This is a genomic window from Nocardia sp. NPDC055050 (assembly GCF_053608345.1).
The window spans coordinates 1-16776 of the sequence record NZ_JBSGVG010000072.1; the positions used below are offsets into that span (position 1 = coordinate 1).

The window sequence follows — 16776 nt, forward strand, 5'->3', positions numbered from 1 at the left end:
GTTCTGGTTCAGGGTTCAGGCGGAGGTCTTGTCCCACAGGCTGCGGGTGCCGTTGCTGCCGTAGAGCGCGCGAGCATCGCCCGGGCTGATCGTCGCCCGGGTTCGCGGTGGCGCGGTGTGCTCGTGGGCAGCCAGGATCTGTCCGGTCATCTTCGCGACGTACGGGGCAGCCATGATCAGCCCACGGTTGCCGCGACGTGTGGCCGCCCAGACGATCGCCTTCCCCGGGACACGCACGGAGGCATCGACAACGCGGGGCATGTCGAATCGGCCGAGCTCGCGCATCCAGGCGGGCAGCGTCGAGATCGTCGCCAGCGACAGCACCCGACCACCGGCGGCGAACGTCATGCCTTTGCTCACCGATGGCCACAGCAGAAAGTGCATCGCCTCCACGGCCCGCTCGCTGACGCACAACTGCGGCCGGACGCGTTCGAAGTAGGCGCGCACCTCGGCCCGATTGCGCGGTACATCCGCGGGCTTGCAGGTCTGCAGTTCGGCGGCGATCACGCATTCGGCCCAGTACCGGTCCTCCTCGGCGGGACTCAGCGGGCCGGGTCCGAACATCTCGAAGGCCTTGAGGACCGAATGCCACCCGGTGACATGGATCCACAGCTGGGAGTCGGGGTTGTTGGCGCTGTAGCGCTTGCCGCTGATCGGTTCGATGCCCGTCATCGGCGCGTGCACCTTCATCAGGTGTTCGGATGCCTGGGTGGCGGTGCGGCCGTCACCGAGCGCGACCAGCAGGAAGTAGGACAGCGTGTGGTCGAGGCGGGTGGCGGGATTGTCGTAGATCCCGTGTGAATCGGCGACCGCGGCGGTCAGGAACGGATCGAAGTGCTCGAGGGTGACCGCGCGCTGGAATCCGATCAGCGCGGTCGGCGCCGCCCACACCTTCCAGGTGGGGGAATCCGGCCCGAAGAAGCCGTAGTCGTCGCGACGCAGAGTCGACGCATCGAAAGCCATTGCACATGCCCCTTTGCAGTGCGAGAAACAGTTGAATACAACACCACCGTAGCAATGGCTCGACGTGAATACAACGGTTGCGTAGGATTTGTGCCGACAGGGTCGGCGGGTATCGTCGGCGAGCGAAAGGCAGGTGGGCGGTGACCTCGACGCAGGAGCAGCGACCTCGACGCCGCTATGCGCCGCGCCTGCCGCCGGAGCAGCGCCGCGCGCAACTTCTCGACGCCGCGTTCACGGTCCTGGGCCGGATGGAACTGCACGAGTTGAGCATGGAGGCCGTCGCGCAGGAGGCGGGCGTCGGAAAACCTGTGCTGTACACGGTGTTCAAGACCCGCGCCGAACTCGTCGAAGCGCTGCTGGAACGCGAACGGGAACGCGGACTGGATCAGATCGCCGACACGCTGCCCGAAGACCTGCTCGGCGCCGATCCGTTGGCCGCCGCCTCGGCGACCGTCGAAGCGTTCGTCGGTGTGGCACTGGCGAATCCGACCCGCTGGCGGCTGATCCTCGCCACCCCGGCGAGTGCGCCCGACGAATATCGCGCGGCGCTTCGTGCTTCGCGCGCCGAGATCTTGGAGCGCGCGGAATCGCTTGTCCGCATGGGTATCTCCGTGCTGCCGCGATGGTCGGGCATGGATGCCGGACTACTCGCGAACTCGACCCTCACCATTGCCGAAGTGCTCGGTCGACTGGGGGTCGGCGAGCCGGAAGAGTATCCGCGCGAACGACTTCAGGCCTACGTTCGCTCGATCGTCACTCTGCTGACCGGACCCTGACGGCTCAGCGGTTCTCCCGCGCCAAGCGCATCGTCTCGGTGAGCAGCTTCGACACGGCGGCCGCCTCGGTGAGGAACCCGTCGTGCCCGTCGCGGGAGTGCACGATCTCGAGACCCGCGCAGCCCGGCAGTCCTTCGGCCAGCTCGGCCTGGGTGTGCAGGGGGTACAGGCGATCCGAGTCGACTCCGCCGACCACGCACGGCACCGCGGTGGAGGCCAGCGCGGCGGCGACGCCGCCGCGCCCGCGCCCCACGTCGTGGCGGTTCATGGCCTCGCTGAGCAGTACATAGGTGGCCGGATCGAAGCGCGAACACAGCTTGTCGGCCTGGTGCTCGAGGTAGCTCTGCACCGCGTACCGTCCGCCGGTCCACGGGTCCTCGTCGCCCTGTGCCTTGTTGGCGAAGCGGTGATCGAGTTCGCCCTCGGTGCGGTAGGTCAGGTGCGCGATCCGCCGGGCCAGGCCCATGCCGGTCATCGGCGCGCGACCGGTGCCGTGATAGTCGCCGCCCTGCCAGTCGGGATCGGCCGTGATGACGGCCATCTGGGTGGTCTGGGTGCCGATCTGGTCGGCGGTGGCACGGGCGCCCACGGCCAGCACGAGCGCGGCTGAAACCCGCTCGGGCAGGCCGATGATCCACTCGAGCACCCGCATGCCGCCCATCGAGCCGCCGACGACAGCGCCGAGCCGCTCGATCCCGAGCACCTCGAACAACTGCGCTTCGGCTTTCACCTGGTCACGGATGTTCAGCTCGGGAAACCGCGCGCCCCATGGCTTTCCGTCGGAGGCGAGTGAGGACGGGCCGGTGCTGCCCTTGCAGCCGCCCAGCACGTTGGTCGCGATCACACACCACTCGTCGGTGTCGATCGGCGCGCCGGGCCCGACCATGCCCTCCCACCAGCCGGGCGCCCCGTCGGGCCCACCGACGACATGGGAGTCGCCGGTGAGCGCGTGTTCGACGAGCACCACGTTGTCCAGGGTGGGCGAGAGCTCGCCCCAGCGTTGCACCGCCAGCCGCACATCGGGGACGACGGCGCCGTTCTCCAGCGCCACATCCCCGATGGCGACCAGGCCGACGCGCCCGTCCGGCGGCGGCAGCAGGGCCACCCCGGTTCCTGGTCGGGCGATCGGCGATTCGGTGCTCACAGTCACGTCGTCGCCGCCGCGAACCCGGCCCGCAGATCGGCCAGAATGTCGTCGATTCCCTCGATGCCCACCGCGAGCCTGACCAGGCCGGGGGTGACGCCGGCCGCCAGCTGCTCTTCGGGCGTCAACTGCGAGTGCGTGGTCGACGCCGGGTGAATCACGAGTGAACGCACATCACCGATGTTAGCTACATGGCTGTGCAGGCTGAGCGCGTCCACGAACTTCTTGCCCGCGTCGACGCCGCCTGCCAGCTCGAACGCCACGATCGCGCCCGCACCCTTGGGCGCCAGCTCCTTGGCTCGCGCGTACCAGGGCGAGGACTCGAGGCCCGCGTAGAACACCGCGTCGACGCCCGGCTGCTCGGCGACGAACTTCGCGACCGCCTCGGCATTGCTGACATGCCGTTCGACCCGCAGGCTCAGCGTCTCGATGCCCTGGGCGATGAGGAACGCGTTGAACGGCGAGACCGCGGCACCCAGATCGCGCAGCAACTGCACGCGAGCCTTCAGCGCGAACGCGGGCGCGCCCAGATCGGCGAACACCGCACCGTGGTAGCTGGGGTCGGGCTCGGTGAAGCCGGGGAAGCGCGCGTTGCCGTCGGCGTCGCGCACCGTCCAGTCGAAGGTGCCGCCGTCGACGATCACGCCCGCCACGGCCGCACCGTGCCCACCCAGGTACTTCGTCGCCGAATGCACGACGATGTCGGCGCCGTGGGCCAGCGGCTGGATCAGGTAGGGGGTCGCGACGGTGTTGTCCACGATCAGCGGAAGGCCGTTCGCGTGCGCGACACCGGCGATGCCGGGAATGTCGAACACCGCGCTGCTCGGGTTGGCGATGGTCTCGCCGTAGAACGCCTTGGTGTTCGGCTGGATCGCGGCTTCCCACTGCGCGAGGTCATCGGGATCCTCGACGAACGAGACCGTGATTCCCAGCTTGGGCAGCGAGTAGTGGAAGAGGTTGTAGGTGCCGCCGTAGAGGTGCGGGCTGGACACGATGTGGTCGCCCGCGCTCGCCAGGTTCAGGATCGCGTAGGTCTCCGCGGCCTGGCCCGAGGCCAGCAGCAGCGCCGCGCCGCCACCTTCGAGCGCGGCCACGCGCTGCTCCACCGCGTCCTGGGTGGGGTTCATGATCCGGGTGTAGATGTTGCCCGGCTCGGCGAGACCGAACAGCGCGGCGGCGTGATCGGTGTCGCGGAAGGTGTAGGAGGTGGTCTGGTAGATCGGCAGCGCCCGCGCGTTGGTGCTCGCGTCGGGGGCCTGGCCCGCGTGGACCTGCTTGGTCTCGAAGGACCAGTTCTCGGGCAGGGAAGAGTCAGTCATGTCGTGCTCCAAATGGGTGTCAGCCGGGGGATCTCGTCAACTGGGTCGGATCGACTGGCAACAACACATGGGGGCCTCCTGCAGTGCGCGCTTGCTCTCGACTTTCGAGAGCCCGGTCATCACCCGGAGCACCCCACCGCAGCTGGAGGGTTGCCGACCAGCGAGCCGGGGCTTGGCGCTGGTACTCATGACCTTGCCGTCATGTTAACCGGAGATCTCCCGCGGGCGGAAACTTCCCCCGCATTTCCCGCCGAAGATCACTCGCCGGACGGTGTGCCGAAGCCTGGCGTGTCGTCCACCGGTGCGCCACAGACCTGCCGCAAACCGTGGTAGGCGCGCAGCACGGCGTCGCGCGTGACCCGAACAGCTACCGTCGGTGACCCGCTCAGCAGTGCCTGCTCGGTATCGGCGACCGAGAGATGGCACAGCATCTGCCAGATCCCGGCTACCAGCTTCACCGTGAAGTCCTCGGGTGACGTGCCCATCCGCTGCGCGAGCTCGGTGCACACCGCGACGTTCTTCTTCTCCGCGTATTCCAGCGCGCGCGCGTTGACCGACTGGCTGGTGCGCATGATCCGCTGCATCTGCAGGAACTGGCGGATGAACCGGATGCCGTCCGCATCCGCCTCGGCCTGGACCACCTCCAGGTAGGCGCCGCACAGTGCCTGGAGTTCGTTGCCGGTGTTCGGCTGGGAGCGCAGCGCGACGGCGACGGAGACCCCGAAGTCGTCGATCGGGGCCAGCACGATGTCTTCCTTGAGCGCGAAGTACCGGTTGACGGTGCGTGGGGACACATCGGCACCCGCGGCGATCTGCTCGACCGTCGTCGCGTCGAACCCTTGGCTGTCGCACAGCTCGAGTCCGACCGCCACGATCGCGGCTTTGGTCTGGAGTTTCTTGCGCTCGCGCAGGCCCAGCGGCACGCCGGCAGCCGGTTCGGTCGTCCGGTCGGCGCTGATCGGAGTGGTCGAGTCCAGCATTTCACCAGCCTACCGTGTCGGCCGCTTTATCTGTCCAACTAGGTCAATTGGCGCAGTCAGACATTTTTCTCTTGACGCCAATTGTCTCACAGTGCCAGGATTGGTTCACACTGATCGAGTGACGAGGAGTCCTGGTGACCAGCACCGAGATAGAAACGAAACATGTTGATTCCCAACAGAGTTCGATGCGGTGGTGGGCGCTGGTCGTGCTCTCCGCCGCCCAGCTGATGGTGGTGCTCGACGCCACCGTGATCACGATCGCCCTGCCCTATGCCCAGCGTGACCTGGGGATCAGCGACGGCGACAAACAGTGGGCGCTCACCGCGTACACGCTCATCTTCGGCGGGCTGCTGCTGCTCGGCGGACGGATGGCCGACTACCTGGGCCGGCGCCGGATCTTCCTGGTCGGCCTGGTCGGCTTCGCCGCCGCGTCGGCGCTGGCGGGGCTCGCGCAGACCGGTCCGCAGTTGTTCGTCGGCCGAGGTCTGCAGGGTGCGTTCGCCGCGCTGCTCGCCCCCGCGGCCTTGTCGCTGTTGTCGGTGATCTTCACCGACGTGCAGGAACGGGCCCGCGCGTTCGCGGTGTTCGCCGGCATCACCGCCGGTGGCATCGCGTTCGGGCTGATCGTCGGCGGCGCGCTCACCGAATTCGCGTCGTGGCGGTGGACGCTGCTGATGAACACGCCGATCGCGCTCATCGCGGTAGCCGGTGCGGTGGCGGTGATCGCGCGCGATATCCCGGTGCCCAGAACCGGCGGCTACGACTTGCCCGGCGCCGTCACCGTGACATTCGGCTTGGTGTCGATCGTCTACGGATTCAGTCGCGCTGCCGAACACGGTTGGCTGGCGGGCAGCACCCTCGGCCTGCTCGGGGCCGGCTTCGCCTTGCTCATCGCGTTCGTCTTCATCGAGGCACGCTCGGCGAACCCGCTGCTGCCGTTGCGAATTCCGGGTGAGATCAATCGCGGCGGCGCCTTGCTGGCCGCGCTGCTGATCCCGATCGCGATGTTCGCCATGTTCTTGTTCCTGAGCTTCTACTACCAGAACACCCTGGGCTATTCGCCGCTGAAGGCAGGCATCGCGTTCCTGCCGTTCCCCGTGGGCATCGGGATCGCGGCGGGCATCACCAGTTCGCTGATGCCCAAGTTCGGGCCGCGTCCGCTCATGGTGGTCGGCGCGCTGCTCGGCGTCGTGGGACTGCTGTGGCTGGCACAACTGAGCTACGGCGACGGGTACGCGCTGAGCGTGCTGCCCGCGCAGCTGCTGATGGCGCTCGGGATGGGCCCGCTGTTCGTCGGGATGCAGGCCGTGGCCCTGCATCAGGTCGACGCCGAGGACTCCGGTGTCGCCAGTGCCCTGCTCAACGCCGCCCAGCAGGTCGGCGGCGCCGTCGGCACCGCCCTGCTGACCACCCTGTCGGTGCAGGCCGCCGAGAACTACGTCACCGACAACCCGACCGTCGACCACCTGATCGAACGCGCCTCGATCTACAGCTACGACGTCGCGTTCTATATCGGCGCCGGCTTCTTCCTCGCCGCCGCCGTGGTGATCGCGGTGATGATCCGCGACAAGCCGGAGAACCTGATCGAAGGCGACGAACACGCGGCCGCGATACCCGTCGCGGTCTGACCTTCTCGACGAGGCCCGCGCTACGGCGCGGGCCTCTTGTTACCACTCAGTAGCCGGTCAAGGCCCGATCGGGTGATAACAGGCGGGCCGGCAGGGTTGTCCCGCACAGTGGGGCCTCCCGTCGCGGTGAGGTGGGGGACAGCAGTACGCTCGTCTTGTTTGCACCACACGTCCCGCAGACAACGCGGGGCATATACGTTGTCTGTTGGAACTGCTGGGGTCCGCTCACAAGCGTGTTCGCCTAGCCGTGCAATAAGGGCACCCACCGAGGAGGACACGAAGATCCATGTCCAAGATCAAGGTTGAAGGCACCGTTGTAGAACTCGACGGCGACGAGATGACCCGGATCATCTGGCAGTTCATCAAGGACAAGCTGATCCATCCCTATCTCGACGTGAACCTCGAGTACTACGACCTCGGCATCGAGTACCGCGACAAGACAGACGACCAGGTCACCGTCGACGCGGCCAATGCCATCAAGAAGTACGGCGTCGGCGTGAAATGCGCCACCATCACCCCCGACGAAGCGCGGGTGAAAGAGTTCGGCCTCAAGAAGATGTGGCGCTCGCCCAACGGCACCATCCGTAACATTCTGGGTGGCACCATCTTCCGCGCGCCGATCATCATCTCCAACGTGCCCCGGCTGGTGCCCGGCTGGACCAAGCCGATCATCATCGGCCGTCACGCCTTCGGCGACCAGTACCGCGCCACCGACTTCAAGGTCTACGAGGCGGGCACCGTCACGCTGACCTTCACCCCGGAAGACGGCAGCGAGCCGATCATCCACGAGGTCGTGAAGATGCCCGAAGACGGCGGCGTCGTCATGGGTATGTACAACTTCAAGAAGTCCATCGAGGACTTCGCGCGGGCCTCGTTCAACTACGGCCTGCAGCAGAACTACCCGGTGTACCTCTCCACGAAGAACACCATCCTCAAGGCTTACGACGGCATGTTCAAAGACACCTTCCAGGAAGTCTTCGACGCCGAGTTCAAGGCCGAGTTCGACGCGGCGGGCCTCACCTACGAGCACCGCCTGATCGACGACATGGTCGCCTCCTCCATGAAATGGGAGGGCGGCTACGTCTGGGCCTGCAAGAACTACGACGGCGACGTGCAGTCCGACACCGTGGCCCAGGGCTTCGGCTCGCTCGGCCTGATGACCTCGGTGCTGCTCACCCCGGACGGCAAGACCTGTGAGGCCGAGGCCGCGCACGGCACGGTCACCCGGCACTACCGTCAGCACCAGCAGGGCAAGCCCACCTCGACCAACCCGATCGCGTCGATCTTCGCCTGGACCCGTGGCCTCGAACACCGCGGCAAGCTGGACAACACCCCCGAGGTGATCGGCTTCGCGCAGGCGCTCGAGGACGTGGTCATCAAGACCGTCGAGGGTGGTCAGATGACGAAGGACCTCGCCGCGCTCGTCGGCGGCGACCAGGGTTACCTGAGCACCGAGGAATTCCTCGGCGCGCTGGACGTCAACCTGGCTCGCGCTCTGAAGTGAGATAGCCCCGGTTCGCAACCGCGAACCTGCACGGCTGTGAGAAAGCGCTCGCATCGAATCCGATGCGAGCGCTTTTGCGTCCGTACTCGGCGGTTGTTCCCACGGTGGGGTAACTCACGCTCGTTTCGGGTAGCTAATGGGTCGTCGTGCCCGTTGCATGGAAGCGTGACTTCTTCCATCGCAGCCCCCGATCGCCTCGACGTGCCACGCACCAGCTGGCACGTCCCGGCGATGCTCGCGTTGGCGCTGGGTGGATTCGGGATCGGGACCACCGAGTTCGTGACCATGGGGTTGCTGCCCGATATCGCGCGGGCCTTCGATATCTCCGAGCCGTCGGCCGGGCACGCGGTGTCGGCGTACGCGCTGGGGGTCGTGGTCGGTGCGCCGCTGATCGCCGCGTTGTGCGCGCGGGTGGCGCGCAAGAAGTTGCTGATCGTGTTGATGGTCGCGTTCACGCTCGGCAATATCGGGACCGTGCTCGCGCCGACCTTCGGCACGCTCGTGCTCGCGCGGTTCGTGTCCGGTCTGCCGCACGGCGCGTACTTCGGCGTCGCCTCGCTGGCCGCCGCCACGCTCGCGCCCGTGGGGCAGCGAGCCAAGGCCGTGGCCGCGGTGATGCTCGGGCTCAGCGTGGCGAATGTGATCGGGGTGCCCGGCGCGACCTGGCTCGGTCAGCACCTGGGCTGGCGTGACGCCTATGTGGTCGTCGCCGTGATCGGCGTGGCCACGGTGGCCGCTCTGTGGCGCTATGTCCCCGCGCTGACCAGCATGAAGATCACCAACCCGATAACCGAACTCGGGGCGCTGCGACGCCCGCAGGTGCTGCTCACCCTGGCCGTGGGCGCGATCGGCTTCGGCGGCATGTTCGCGGTCTACACCTACATCGCCACCACGATGACCGATGTCGCGGGCATGCCCATCGGCGCGGTGCCGATCGTGCTGGCGCTGTTCGGTCTCGGCATGATCGTGGGCAATATCGGCGGCGGCATCCTCGCCGACCGCGGCGTCGACCGCTCGATCTTCGTGGCCATGATCGCGATGGTCGTGATCCTGGCCGGGTTCGTCCTGGCGGCGCACAACCCCGTCACCGCCGCGATCGGCGCCTTCCTCGTCGGCGCCTCGGGCGCGGCCCTGGCCCCCGGCCTCCAAACCCGCCTCATGGACGTAGCCGCCGACGCCCAAACCCTCGCCGCCGCCCTCAATCACGCCGCCTTGAACATGGCCAACGCTGCGGGCGCCTGGCTCGGCGGCCTCGTCATCGCCGCGGGCCTCGGCTACACCGCCCCCGCCATGGTCGGCGCGCTCCTGGCCGTCGCCGGTGTCCTCCTGTTCACCCTCACGGTTTTCCTGCAACGCCGGTCGGCGCATAACACGCTGTAACTGATTGGGGCCCTTGCGTACCTCGGCATACAGTGCCCCACATGCTGAGCCAACGCTTGGAGGAACTGATGGAGAGCACGCCTCAATATCGCGGCCGCATCGCTACCAAGTACATGGCGAAGGGGCGCGAGGAGGGGCTCGCGGAGGTGGACGCGAAGGTCGCCGAGACTGCTGCGCACGCGGTGCTCACCGTGCTGACTGCCCGCGGGCTCGAGCTGTCCGCCGCGCAGCGGGCGCAGCTCGCCGCGTGTACCGACCTCGACCAGCTCGACGCGTGGTTGACGCAGGCGGTCACCGCCACTCGTACCGACGAACTCTTCGGCTGACGCAGCGAGTTGTCTCTACCTCGGCGGTTCAGTCGGCGGGCCGCGCCCAGCCGACGCTGAGTTGGACGGCTCGTTGCCAGCGTTCGTATTCTTCCTCGCGTATTCGACGGTCCGGCGACGGTATCCATTGGGCGGCGACCTTCCAATTGCGGCGTAGGCCTTGGAGATCGGGCCAGTAGCCGACGGCCAGGCCCGCCGCGTAGGCGGCGCCGAGGGAGACTGTTTCGGTGACCAGCGGGCGCATGACCGGCGTGTCGAGGACGTCGGCGATGATCTGCATGAGCAGGTTGTTGGAGGCCATGCCGCCTGCTACCCGCAGGGACTTCGCCTGGAGACCCGCGTCGGCGTTCATGGCTTCGACCACGTCGCGGGTCTGCCAGGCGGTGGCCTCCAGGACGGCGCGGGCCAGGTGGCCCTTGGTGACGTAGGAGGTCAGGCCGATGAGCAGGCCTCGGGCGTCGCTGCGCCAGTGCGGGGCGTAGAGGCCGGAGAAGGCGGGAACCAGGTAGCAGCCGCCGTTGTCGTCGACTGTGCTTGCGAGAGTTTCGATCTCGGGTGCGGTGGCGATCAGGCCGACGATATCGCGCAGCCACTGGACGAGAGATCCGGTGACCGCGATCGGCCCTTCGAGGGCGTAGACCGGTTCGGAGCCGACCTGGTAGCCGATGGTGGTGAGCAGGCCGTGCCGGGAGCGGATCAGTTCGGTGCCGGTGTTCATCATGAGGAAGCCGCCGGTGCCGTAGGTGCATTCGGTTTCGCCCGGGGCGAAGCAGGTTTGGCCGAACAGGGCCGCGTGCTGGTCGCCGAGGGCGGCGCCGATCCGCACGCCGGGGACGACGGTACTCGCGGTGCCGAAATCGCCGGTCGACGGTTCGATGCGGGGAAGCATGGCGGCTGGAATGCCGAAGAACCGCAACAGTTCCGCGTCCCACTGGCGGGTGGCGAGATTCATCAACAGGGTGCGGCCGGCGTTGGTGACGTCGGTGACGTGCTCGGCGCCGCCGGTCAGATTCCAGATGAGCCAGGACTCCATGGTCCCGAAGAGAACGTCGCCGCGTTCGCCTCTGGCGCGCAGACCGTCGACATTGTCGAGTAGCCAGCGCAGGCGAGGTGCGGCGAAATACGTGGCAAGGGGAAGCCCGCTCAACTCGGTAATGCGGTGTGCTCCAGGCGATTCCCTCATCTGATCGACCAGCTCTTCGGTGCGTACGTCCTGCCAGACGATGGCAAGCCGAACCGGCAAACCGGTGTGCCGATCCCAGACAACGGTGGTCTCGCGCTGATTGGCGATCCCGATCGCGGCCACCTGCTCGACGGTGATTCCGGCATCGCGCAGCGCCGCGGGCACGATCCGCTCCACCGTGCGCCAGATCTCGAGCGCGTCCTGTTCCACCCAGCCCGACCTGGGATAATGCTGACGGTGGGTCCGCTGCGCCATTCCGGCCAGCCGGGCGTGCTGATCGAAGACGATGCACCGGCTCGAGGTGGTGCCCTGATCGATGGCGAGCACGAAGCGTTGCGTCATCGGCAGCTGCTTTCGTCGGCGGTGAGGGGTGTCACGGTAGCGGCGCGCCTGTTCAAGGGGACGGTCGCAGTGAAAAGCGTGGTGGCACAGTTCATTGCGCTGCCGTCAGATCGCGGTGCACCGCGAGAGCGGCGGCGCGCACCTGCTCGATCGCGGCCTGTCGGGTTTGTAAACGGTTGTCGCACAGCCGATCCATCGGCCCGGTGATGCCGATGGCAGCGACGACGAGGCCACCTCTGGCTCGAATCGGCGCGGCGATCCCCGCTTCGCCCGAGCGGTACTCCTCGACTTCGTCTGCCCAGCCCCGCCGTCGCACCTCGGTGATCGCGCGGTCGAGTCGGTCGCGTTCGGTGATCGTCCGCCGGGTGAATGCCTGGAGCGCACCGGCTTTCGCCGCGGCGTCGTAGGCGAGCAGGACCTTGCCGAGTGCGGTCGCATGGGCGGGCAGTACCTCGCCGACTGCCAGGGCCTGCTCGCTGTTGTCGGGCCGGAAGACGTGGTGGATCACCGTGATCCCGGTATCCCGCGCTACCGCGATCCGTACCGATTCCCCGGAGCGCGAGGCGAGGGCGTCGGCCCGATGGATCGCCCGCGAGCGCAACTCGTTCACGTCGAGCCGATCGGTTCCGAGTTCGCCGATCGCGGGGCCGAGCAGGTACTTGCCGGTGAGCGCGTCCTGGCCGACGAATCCGACCCCGAGCAGCGTCCGCAGGATGCCGTGCGCGGTGGGTTTGGCCAGGTCGAGCGCGGCCGCGATCTCACCGACACCCAGCGGCCCCGGTCCGCGCGCCAGCAGCCGCAGCACGGCGGCGGCGCGTTCGATCGACTGGATCGGGCCGGGCATGGGCCCGAACCTACCACCGTTCAGCATTGTCGAACGGTGCTTGTGGTGCCCGCGTCCGCGCGTTCCTAGCGTGGGCTTCGGGCACAGGTGCCCGAACGGCGGACTCGACGACGAGGTCCGGGAAGGCGAGAAAATGAACCGGTACGTGGGCGCGATCGACCAGGGCACGACGTCGACGCGATTCATGGTTTTCGACCACAGGGGCACCGTGGTCGCCCGCCACCAGCTCGAACACTCGCAGATCATGCCGCGCCCCGGCTGGGTCGAACACAATCCGGACGAGATCTGGGAACGCACCCGCACCGTCGTCAAGACCGCCCTCTCGCTCGCCGATCTCACGGCCGACGACCTCGCCGCCATCGGCGTCACCAACCAGCGTGAGACCACCGTTGTCTGGAACCGCCACACCGGCCGCCCCTACGGCAACGCCATCGTCTGGCAGGACACCCGCACCGACCGCATCATCGCCGACCTCGACGCCGCCGGGCACAGCGCGCTCATCCGCGAGAAGACCGGCCTGCCGCCCGCGCCGTACTTCTCCGGCGGCAAGCTGAAGTGGATCCTGGACAACATCGCGGGCGTGCGCGCCGATGCCGAGCGTGGCGACGCCCTGTTCGGCACCCTCGACAGCTGGCTGATCTGGAACCTCACCGGCGGCGTGCACGTCACCGACCCCACCAATGCCTCGCGCACCATGCTGATGGATCTCGAAACCCTCGACTGGGCCGACGACCTCCTCGCGATCTTCGGCATCCCGCGCGCCATGCTGCCCGCCATCGCGCCGTCGGCGAATCCGCGACTGTTCGGGACGACGAAGCCCGACGGCCCGTTCAAAGGCTCGGTGCCCATCGCGGGCGTGCTCGGCGATCAGCAGGCCGCGGGTGTCGGGCAGGTGTGTTTCCAGCCCGGCGAGGCCAAGAACACCTATGGCACAGGCAATTTCCTGATGCTCAACACCGGCACGGAGATCGTGCGCTCGAACCACGGCTTGATCACCACGGTCGCGTATCAGTTCGGCGACGACAAGCCCGCCTACGCGCTGGAGGGGTCGATCGCGGTCACCGGGTCGGCCGTGCAGTGGTTGCGCGACCAGATGGGCATCATCGCGGGCGCGGCGCAGATCGAAGACCTCGCCGGGCAGGTGGCCGACTCCGGCGGCGTGTACTTCGTGCCTGCCTTCTCCGGTCTGTTCGCGCCGTACTGGCGACCCGATGCGCGCGGCGCGGTCGTCGGGCTCTCGCGCTACAGCAACAACGCCCACTTGGCCAGGGCCACCCTGGAATCCATCGCCTACCAGACCCGCGACGTGGTCGAGGCCATGCAGCGCGACGCCGGGGTCCGACTGGCGACGCTGCGGGTGGACGGCGGCGTCACCGTGAACCAGCTGGCCATGCAGATCCAGGCCGACCTGCTCGGCGTCCCGGTCTCGCGACCGGTCGTCGCCGAGACCACCGCGCTCGGCGCCGCCTACGCCGCCGGACTGGCCGTCGGTTTCTGGAGCGGCACCGGCGAACTGCTCGACAACTGGTCCGAAGACGTCCGCTGGTACCCCACCTGGTCCGCGGAGCAACGCGAACACGGCTACCGCCGCTGGCTCAAAGCCGTCGAGCGCACGCTCGACTGGGCCGAAATCTGAGTCACCCCGGATACTTTCGAGAAGGAGATCATCGTGTCTGTGCAACTGGACCCCACCTACCGTGAGCAGGCTGTCGGCACGCTCGACACCGCCGAGGTCGATGTCCTGGTCATCGGTGGTGGCGTGACCGGCGCCGGCGCCGCGCTCGACGCCGCCTCGCGCGGCCTGTCGGTAACCCTGGTCGAGGCACGCGATTTCGCCGCAGGCACCTCGAGCCGTTCGTCCAAGCTCATCCACGGCGGCCTGCGCTACCTGGAACAGATGGATTTCGCGTTGGTGCGCGAGGCGCTCAAAGAACGTGGGCTACTGCTGAATACGCTCGCACCGCACCTGGTGCACCCGGTGCCGTTCCTGTTCCCGCTCCAGCACCGGGTGTGGGAGCGCGCCTACATCGGCGCCGGTATCGCCCTCTACGACACCCTCGGTGGCGCGCGCACGGTCCCGATGCACAAGCACCTGACCCGCTCCGGCGCACTGGAACTCGCGCCCGCGCTACGTGACGACGCGCTCACCGGCGCCATCCGCTACTACGACGCGCAGGTCGACGACGCCCGCCACACGATGATGATCGCCAGGACCGCCGCCGAGAACGGCGCCACGGTGCTGACCCGGACCAAGGTGATCGGGCTGGAACGCGACGGCGAGAAGGTCGTCGGCGCGCGTGTCGAAGACCTGGAAACCGGTCTGACACACACCATTCGGGCCCGCACCGTGATCAGCGCGACCGGCGTCTGGACCGACGACATGATCAAGATGACCGGCGTGGACTTCCCGTTCCACGTCCAGATGTCGAAGGGCGTGCACATCCTCGTGCCGCGCGACCGGCTGAACCTGCACACCGGCATGATCATGCGCACCGAGAAGTCGGTCCTGTTCGTCATCCCGTGGGCCGAACACTGGATCATCGGCACCACCGACACCGAATGGGCGCTGGACAAGAACCACCCGACGGCCACCGCCGCCGACGTGCAGTACATCCTCGACCACGTCAACGCGCTGCTGCGGGAGCCGCTGACCAGGGCCGACATCGTCGGCACCTACGCGGGCCTTCGCCCGCTGATGACCGGCGCCACGAAGGAGACCGCCAAGCTCTCGCGCGAACACGCCGTCGCCGAACCCGCGCCGGGCCTGTTCGTGATCGCGGGCGGCAAGTACACGACCTACCGGGTGATGGCCGCCGATGTCGTCGACGCCGCCGCCGCGCGCCTGGGCGGGGAGATCCCCGCCTCGGCGACCGCGCAGTTGCCCATCGTCGGCGCGGCGGGCTACTTCGACATGCTCGCCGAGGTGACCGACCTGTCGGTGTCACAGCGGTTGCCCGTCGACGTGGTGCAACACCTGCTCGGCCGCTACGGCTCCCTGAGCACCGATATCTTCGGTCTCATCGCCGCGGATCCCGCCCTGCGCCACCCGCTTCCGGGCGCTTCGGACTACATCGCCGCCGAGATCGTCTACGCCGTCACCCACGAGGGCGCCCTGCACCTCGACGACATCCTCACCCGCCGCACCCGCATCTCGATCGAGGTCCCCGATCGCGGCTTGGCCGCCGCACCGGAAGTCGCCCGCCTGATCGCACCGCTGCTCGGCTGGAACGAGGAGACCACCAACGCCGAGATCAACCGCTACTACGACCGGGTCCACGCGGAGCTGGCCGCCAACGAAGCGGGCGACGACGCCGCCGCCAACGCCGCCAGACTGGTCGCAGCCCGCTGAACTCCGCCGACAGCACCGCGGCATCGCAGCCCGCGCACACGCGAAGGAGTGGGTCATCGCGGTGCTGTGGCGCATCGGCCAGGCGAACGTAGTCGCCGATCCTCGACCTCCGTGCCGCGTGGTGGCTAGCGTGGGCACATGGAATCGCGAATCACCCCCCGACGAACCCCGGCGCTGTCGTGAGCCGGGGCACCATCCTGATCACCGGCGCCAGCTCCGGGCTCGGCGCCGAGATGGCGCGCCAGTTCGCCGCGCTCGGGTACGACCTCGGCCTGTGTGCTCGCCGGACCGAGCGTCTCGACGAACTGCGCACGCAGATCCTCGCCGACCATCCCGAACGGGTCGTCTCGGTGAAGCAACTCGATGTCACCGACGATGCGGCGGTGTTCACCGCCTTCGACGAGTTCGCCGAGGAATTCGGCACCGTCGACCGTGTGATCGTCAACGCGGGACTGGGTAAGGGCGCGCCGTTGGGCACCGGCCATCACAAGGCCAATCGCGAGACCGCGGTGGTGAATTTCCTTGCCGCCCTGGCCCAGAGCGAGGCGGCGCTGAAGATCTTTCGCGCGCAGGGCCGCGGCCACCTGGTGATGATCTCCTCGATCTCGGGCCTGCGCGGCATGCCCAAGACGCTCACCACCTACGCGGCGACCAAAGCGGGCGTCGCGGCGATGGCCGAAGGGGTTCGCGCGGAGGCGATTGCGGGCGTGGACGTCTCGGTGATCTACCCCGGCTACATCCGCTCGGAGATGAACGATCGCGTCAAGCATCAGCCGAAGTTCATGGTGGACACCGAAACCGGCGTGCACGCCATGGTCGCCGCGATCGAGAAGCGCCGGGCCAACGCCTATGTGCCCGGCTGGCCATGGGTGCCACTGGGCTTCGCGCTGCGCGTCCTGCCGCTACCGGTTGTCCGAAGATTGATCTGAAACCAGCCCCGCACCCCCGACCTCGAGGAGGGGCCGCCGCGCAGCGGCGGTTCGCGGCCGTCCCGTCGATCAGGTGCCGTTGCGTAGGCGACGAAGGAGCAAGCAACGG

The 16776-nt window shown here is 67.9% G+C and carries 14 protein-coding genes and 1 riboswitch; of the genes, 8 read left to right on the forward strand and 6 right to left on the reverse strand.

Going from position 1 to position 16776, the window contains the following annotated elements; genetic code table 11:
• Positions 1-15: 15 nt before the first annotated feature.
• On the reverse strand, positions 16-963 hold the full coding sequence (locus ACWGCN_RS34965) for an oxygenase MpaB family protein (RefSeq protein WP_452460495.1): 948 nt from the start codon (positions 961-963) through the stop codon (positions 16-18).
• Between the two features lie 140 nt (positions 964-1103).
• On the opposite strand from ACWGCN_RS34965, the gene ACWGCN_RS34970 reads away from it, so the two are divergent.
• Positions 1104-1739 carry a TetR/AcrR family transcriptional regulator gene (locus ACWGCN_RS34970; protein WP_452460496.1) on the forward strand — a complete coding sequence of 212 codons (636 nt, stop codon included), beginning with the start codon at positions 1104-1106 and terminating at the stop codon, positions 1737-1739.
• Between the two features lie 4 nt (positions 1740-1743).
• On the opposite strand, the gene metX is transcribed toward ACWGCN_RS34970, so the two are convergent.
• The 3 genes from metX to ACWGCN_RS34985 form a co-directional block, all read right to left on the reverse strand.
• Positions 1744-2889, reverse strand: a complete 1146-nt coding sequence (metX, locus tag ACWGCN_RS34975) for a homoserine O-acetyltransferase MetX (protein ID WP_378996978.1) — start codon at positions 2887-2889, stop codon at positions 1744-1746.
• The gene (locus ACWGCN_RS34980) at positions 2886-4202 is read right to left on the reverse strand and encodes a bifunctional o-acetylhomoserine/o-acetylserine sulfhydrylase (RefSeq protein ID WP_452460458.1); all 1317 of its coding nucleotides are present in this window, start codon (positions 4200-4202) and stop codon (positions 2886-2888) included. The genes metX and ACWGCN_RS34980 overlap by 4 nt, the downstream gene beginning before the upstream one ends.
• 82 nt (positions 4203-4284) lie before the next feature.
• A riboswitch (SAM riboswitch) is annotated at positions 4285-4395 on the reverse strand.
• Positions 4396-4459: 64 nt separating this feature from the next.
• On the reverse strand, positions 4460-5182 hold the full coding sequence (locus tag ACWGCN_RS34985; RefSeq protein ID WP_452460459.1) for a TetR family transcriptional regulator: 723 nt from the start codon (positions 5180-5182) through the stop codon (positions 4460-4462).
• Positions 5183-5316: 134 nt separating this feature from the next.
• On the opposite strand from ACWGCN_RS34985, the gene ACWGCN_RS34990 reads away from it, so the two are divergent.
• From ACWGCN_RS34990 to ACWGCN_RS35005, 4 genes are all read left to right on the forward strand, one after another.
• Positions 5317-6810, forward strand: coding sequence for an MFS transporter (locus tag ACWGCN_RS34990; protein ID WP_378996972.1), 1494 nt, complete (start codon positions 5317-5319; stop codon positions 6808-6810).
• A 286-nt stretch (positions 6811-7096) separates the two neighbouring features.
• Positions 7097-8314: an NADP-dependent isocitrate dehydrogenase gene (locus ACWGCN_RS34995; protein WP_067447965.1), complete on the forward strand. Its 1218-nt coding sequence runs from the start codon at positions 7097-7099 to the stop codon at positions 8312-8314.
• A gap of 231 nt (positions 8315-8545) precedes the next feature.
• Positions 8546-9694 (forward strand): MFS transporter, encoded by a 1149-nt coding sequence (locus ACWGCN_RS35000; RefSeq protein WP_452460317.1) that lies wholly within the window; start codon positions 8546-8548, stop codon positions 9692-9694.
• 41 nt (positions 9695-9735) lie between these two features.
• Complete coding sequence (locus tag ACWGCN_RS35005) at positions 9736-10020, forward strand: hypothetical protein (protein ID WP_452460311.1); 285 nt, start codon at positions 9736-9738, stop codon at positions 10018-10020.
• A 28-nt stretch (positions 10021-10048) separates the two neighbouring features.
• On the opposite strand, the gene glpK (ACWGCN_RS35010) is transcribed toward ACWGCN_RS35005, so the two are convergent.
• Positions 10049-11545 carry a glycerol kinase GlpK gene (glpK, locus tag ACWGCN_RS35010; protein WP_452460312.1) on the reverse strand — a complete coding sequence of 499 codons (1497 nt, stop codon included), beginning with the start codon at positions 11543-11545 and terminating at the stop codon, positions 10049-10051.
• Positions 11546-11636: 91 nt separating this feature from the next.
• Positions 11637-12389, reverse strand: a complete 753-nt coding sequence (locus ACWGCN_RS35015) for an IclR family transcriptional regulator (protein WP_452460313.1) — start codon at positions 12387-12389, stop codon at positions 11637-11639.
• Between the two features lie 133 nt (positions 12390-12522).
• Between ACWGCN_RS35015 and glpK (ACWGCN_RS35020) the strand changes: the two genes are divergently transcribed.
• From glpK (ACWGCN_RS35020) to ACWGCN_RS35030, 3 genes are all read left to right on the forward strand, one after another.
• A complete protein-coding gene (gene glpK, locus ACWGCN_RS35020) occupies positions 12523-14025 on the forward strand; it encodes a glycerol kinase GlpK (RefSeq protein ID WP_452460314.1) in 1503 nt (500 codons plus the stop codon).
• Between the two features lie 33 nt (positions 14026-14058).
• Entirely contained in the window at positions 14059-15738 is a 1680-nt protein-coding gene (gene glpD, locus ACWGCN_RS35025; protein WP_452460315.1) for a glycerol-3-phosphate dehydrogenase, read from the forward strand.
• A 179-nt stretch (positions 15739-15917) separates the two neighbouring features.
• The gene (locus ACWGCN_RS35030; protein WP_452460316.1) at positions 15918-16667 is read left to right on the forward strand and encodes an SDR family oxidoreductase; all 750 of its coding nucleotides are present in this window, start codon (positions 15918-15920) and stop codon (positions 16665-16667) included.
• The last annotated feature ends 109 nt before the right edge of the window (positions 16668-16776 follow it).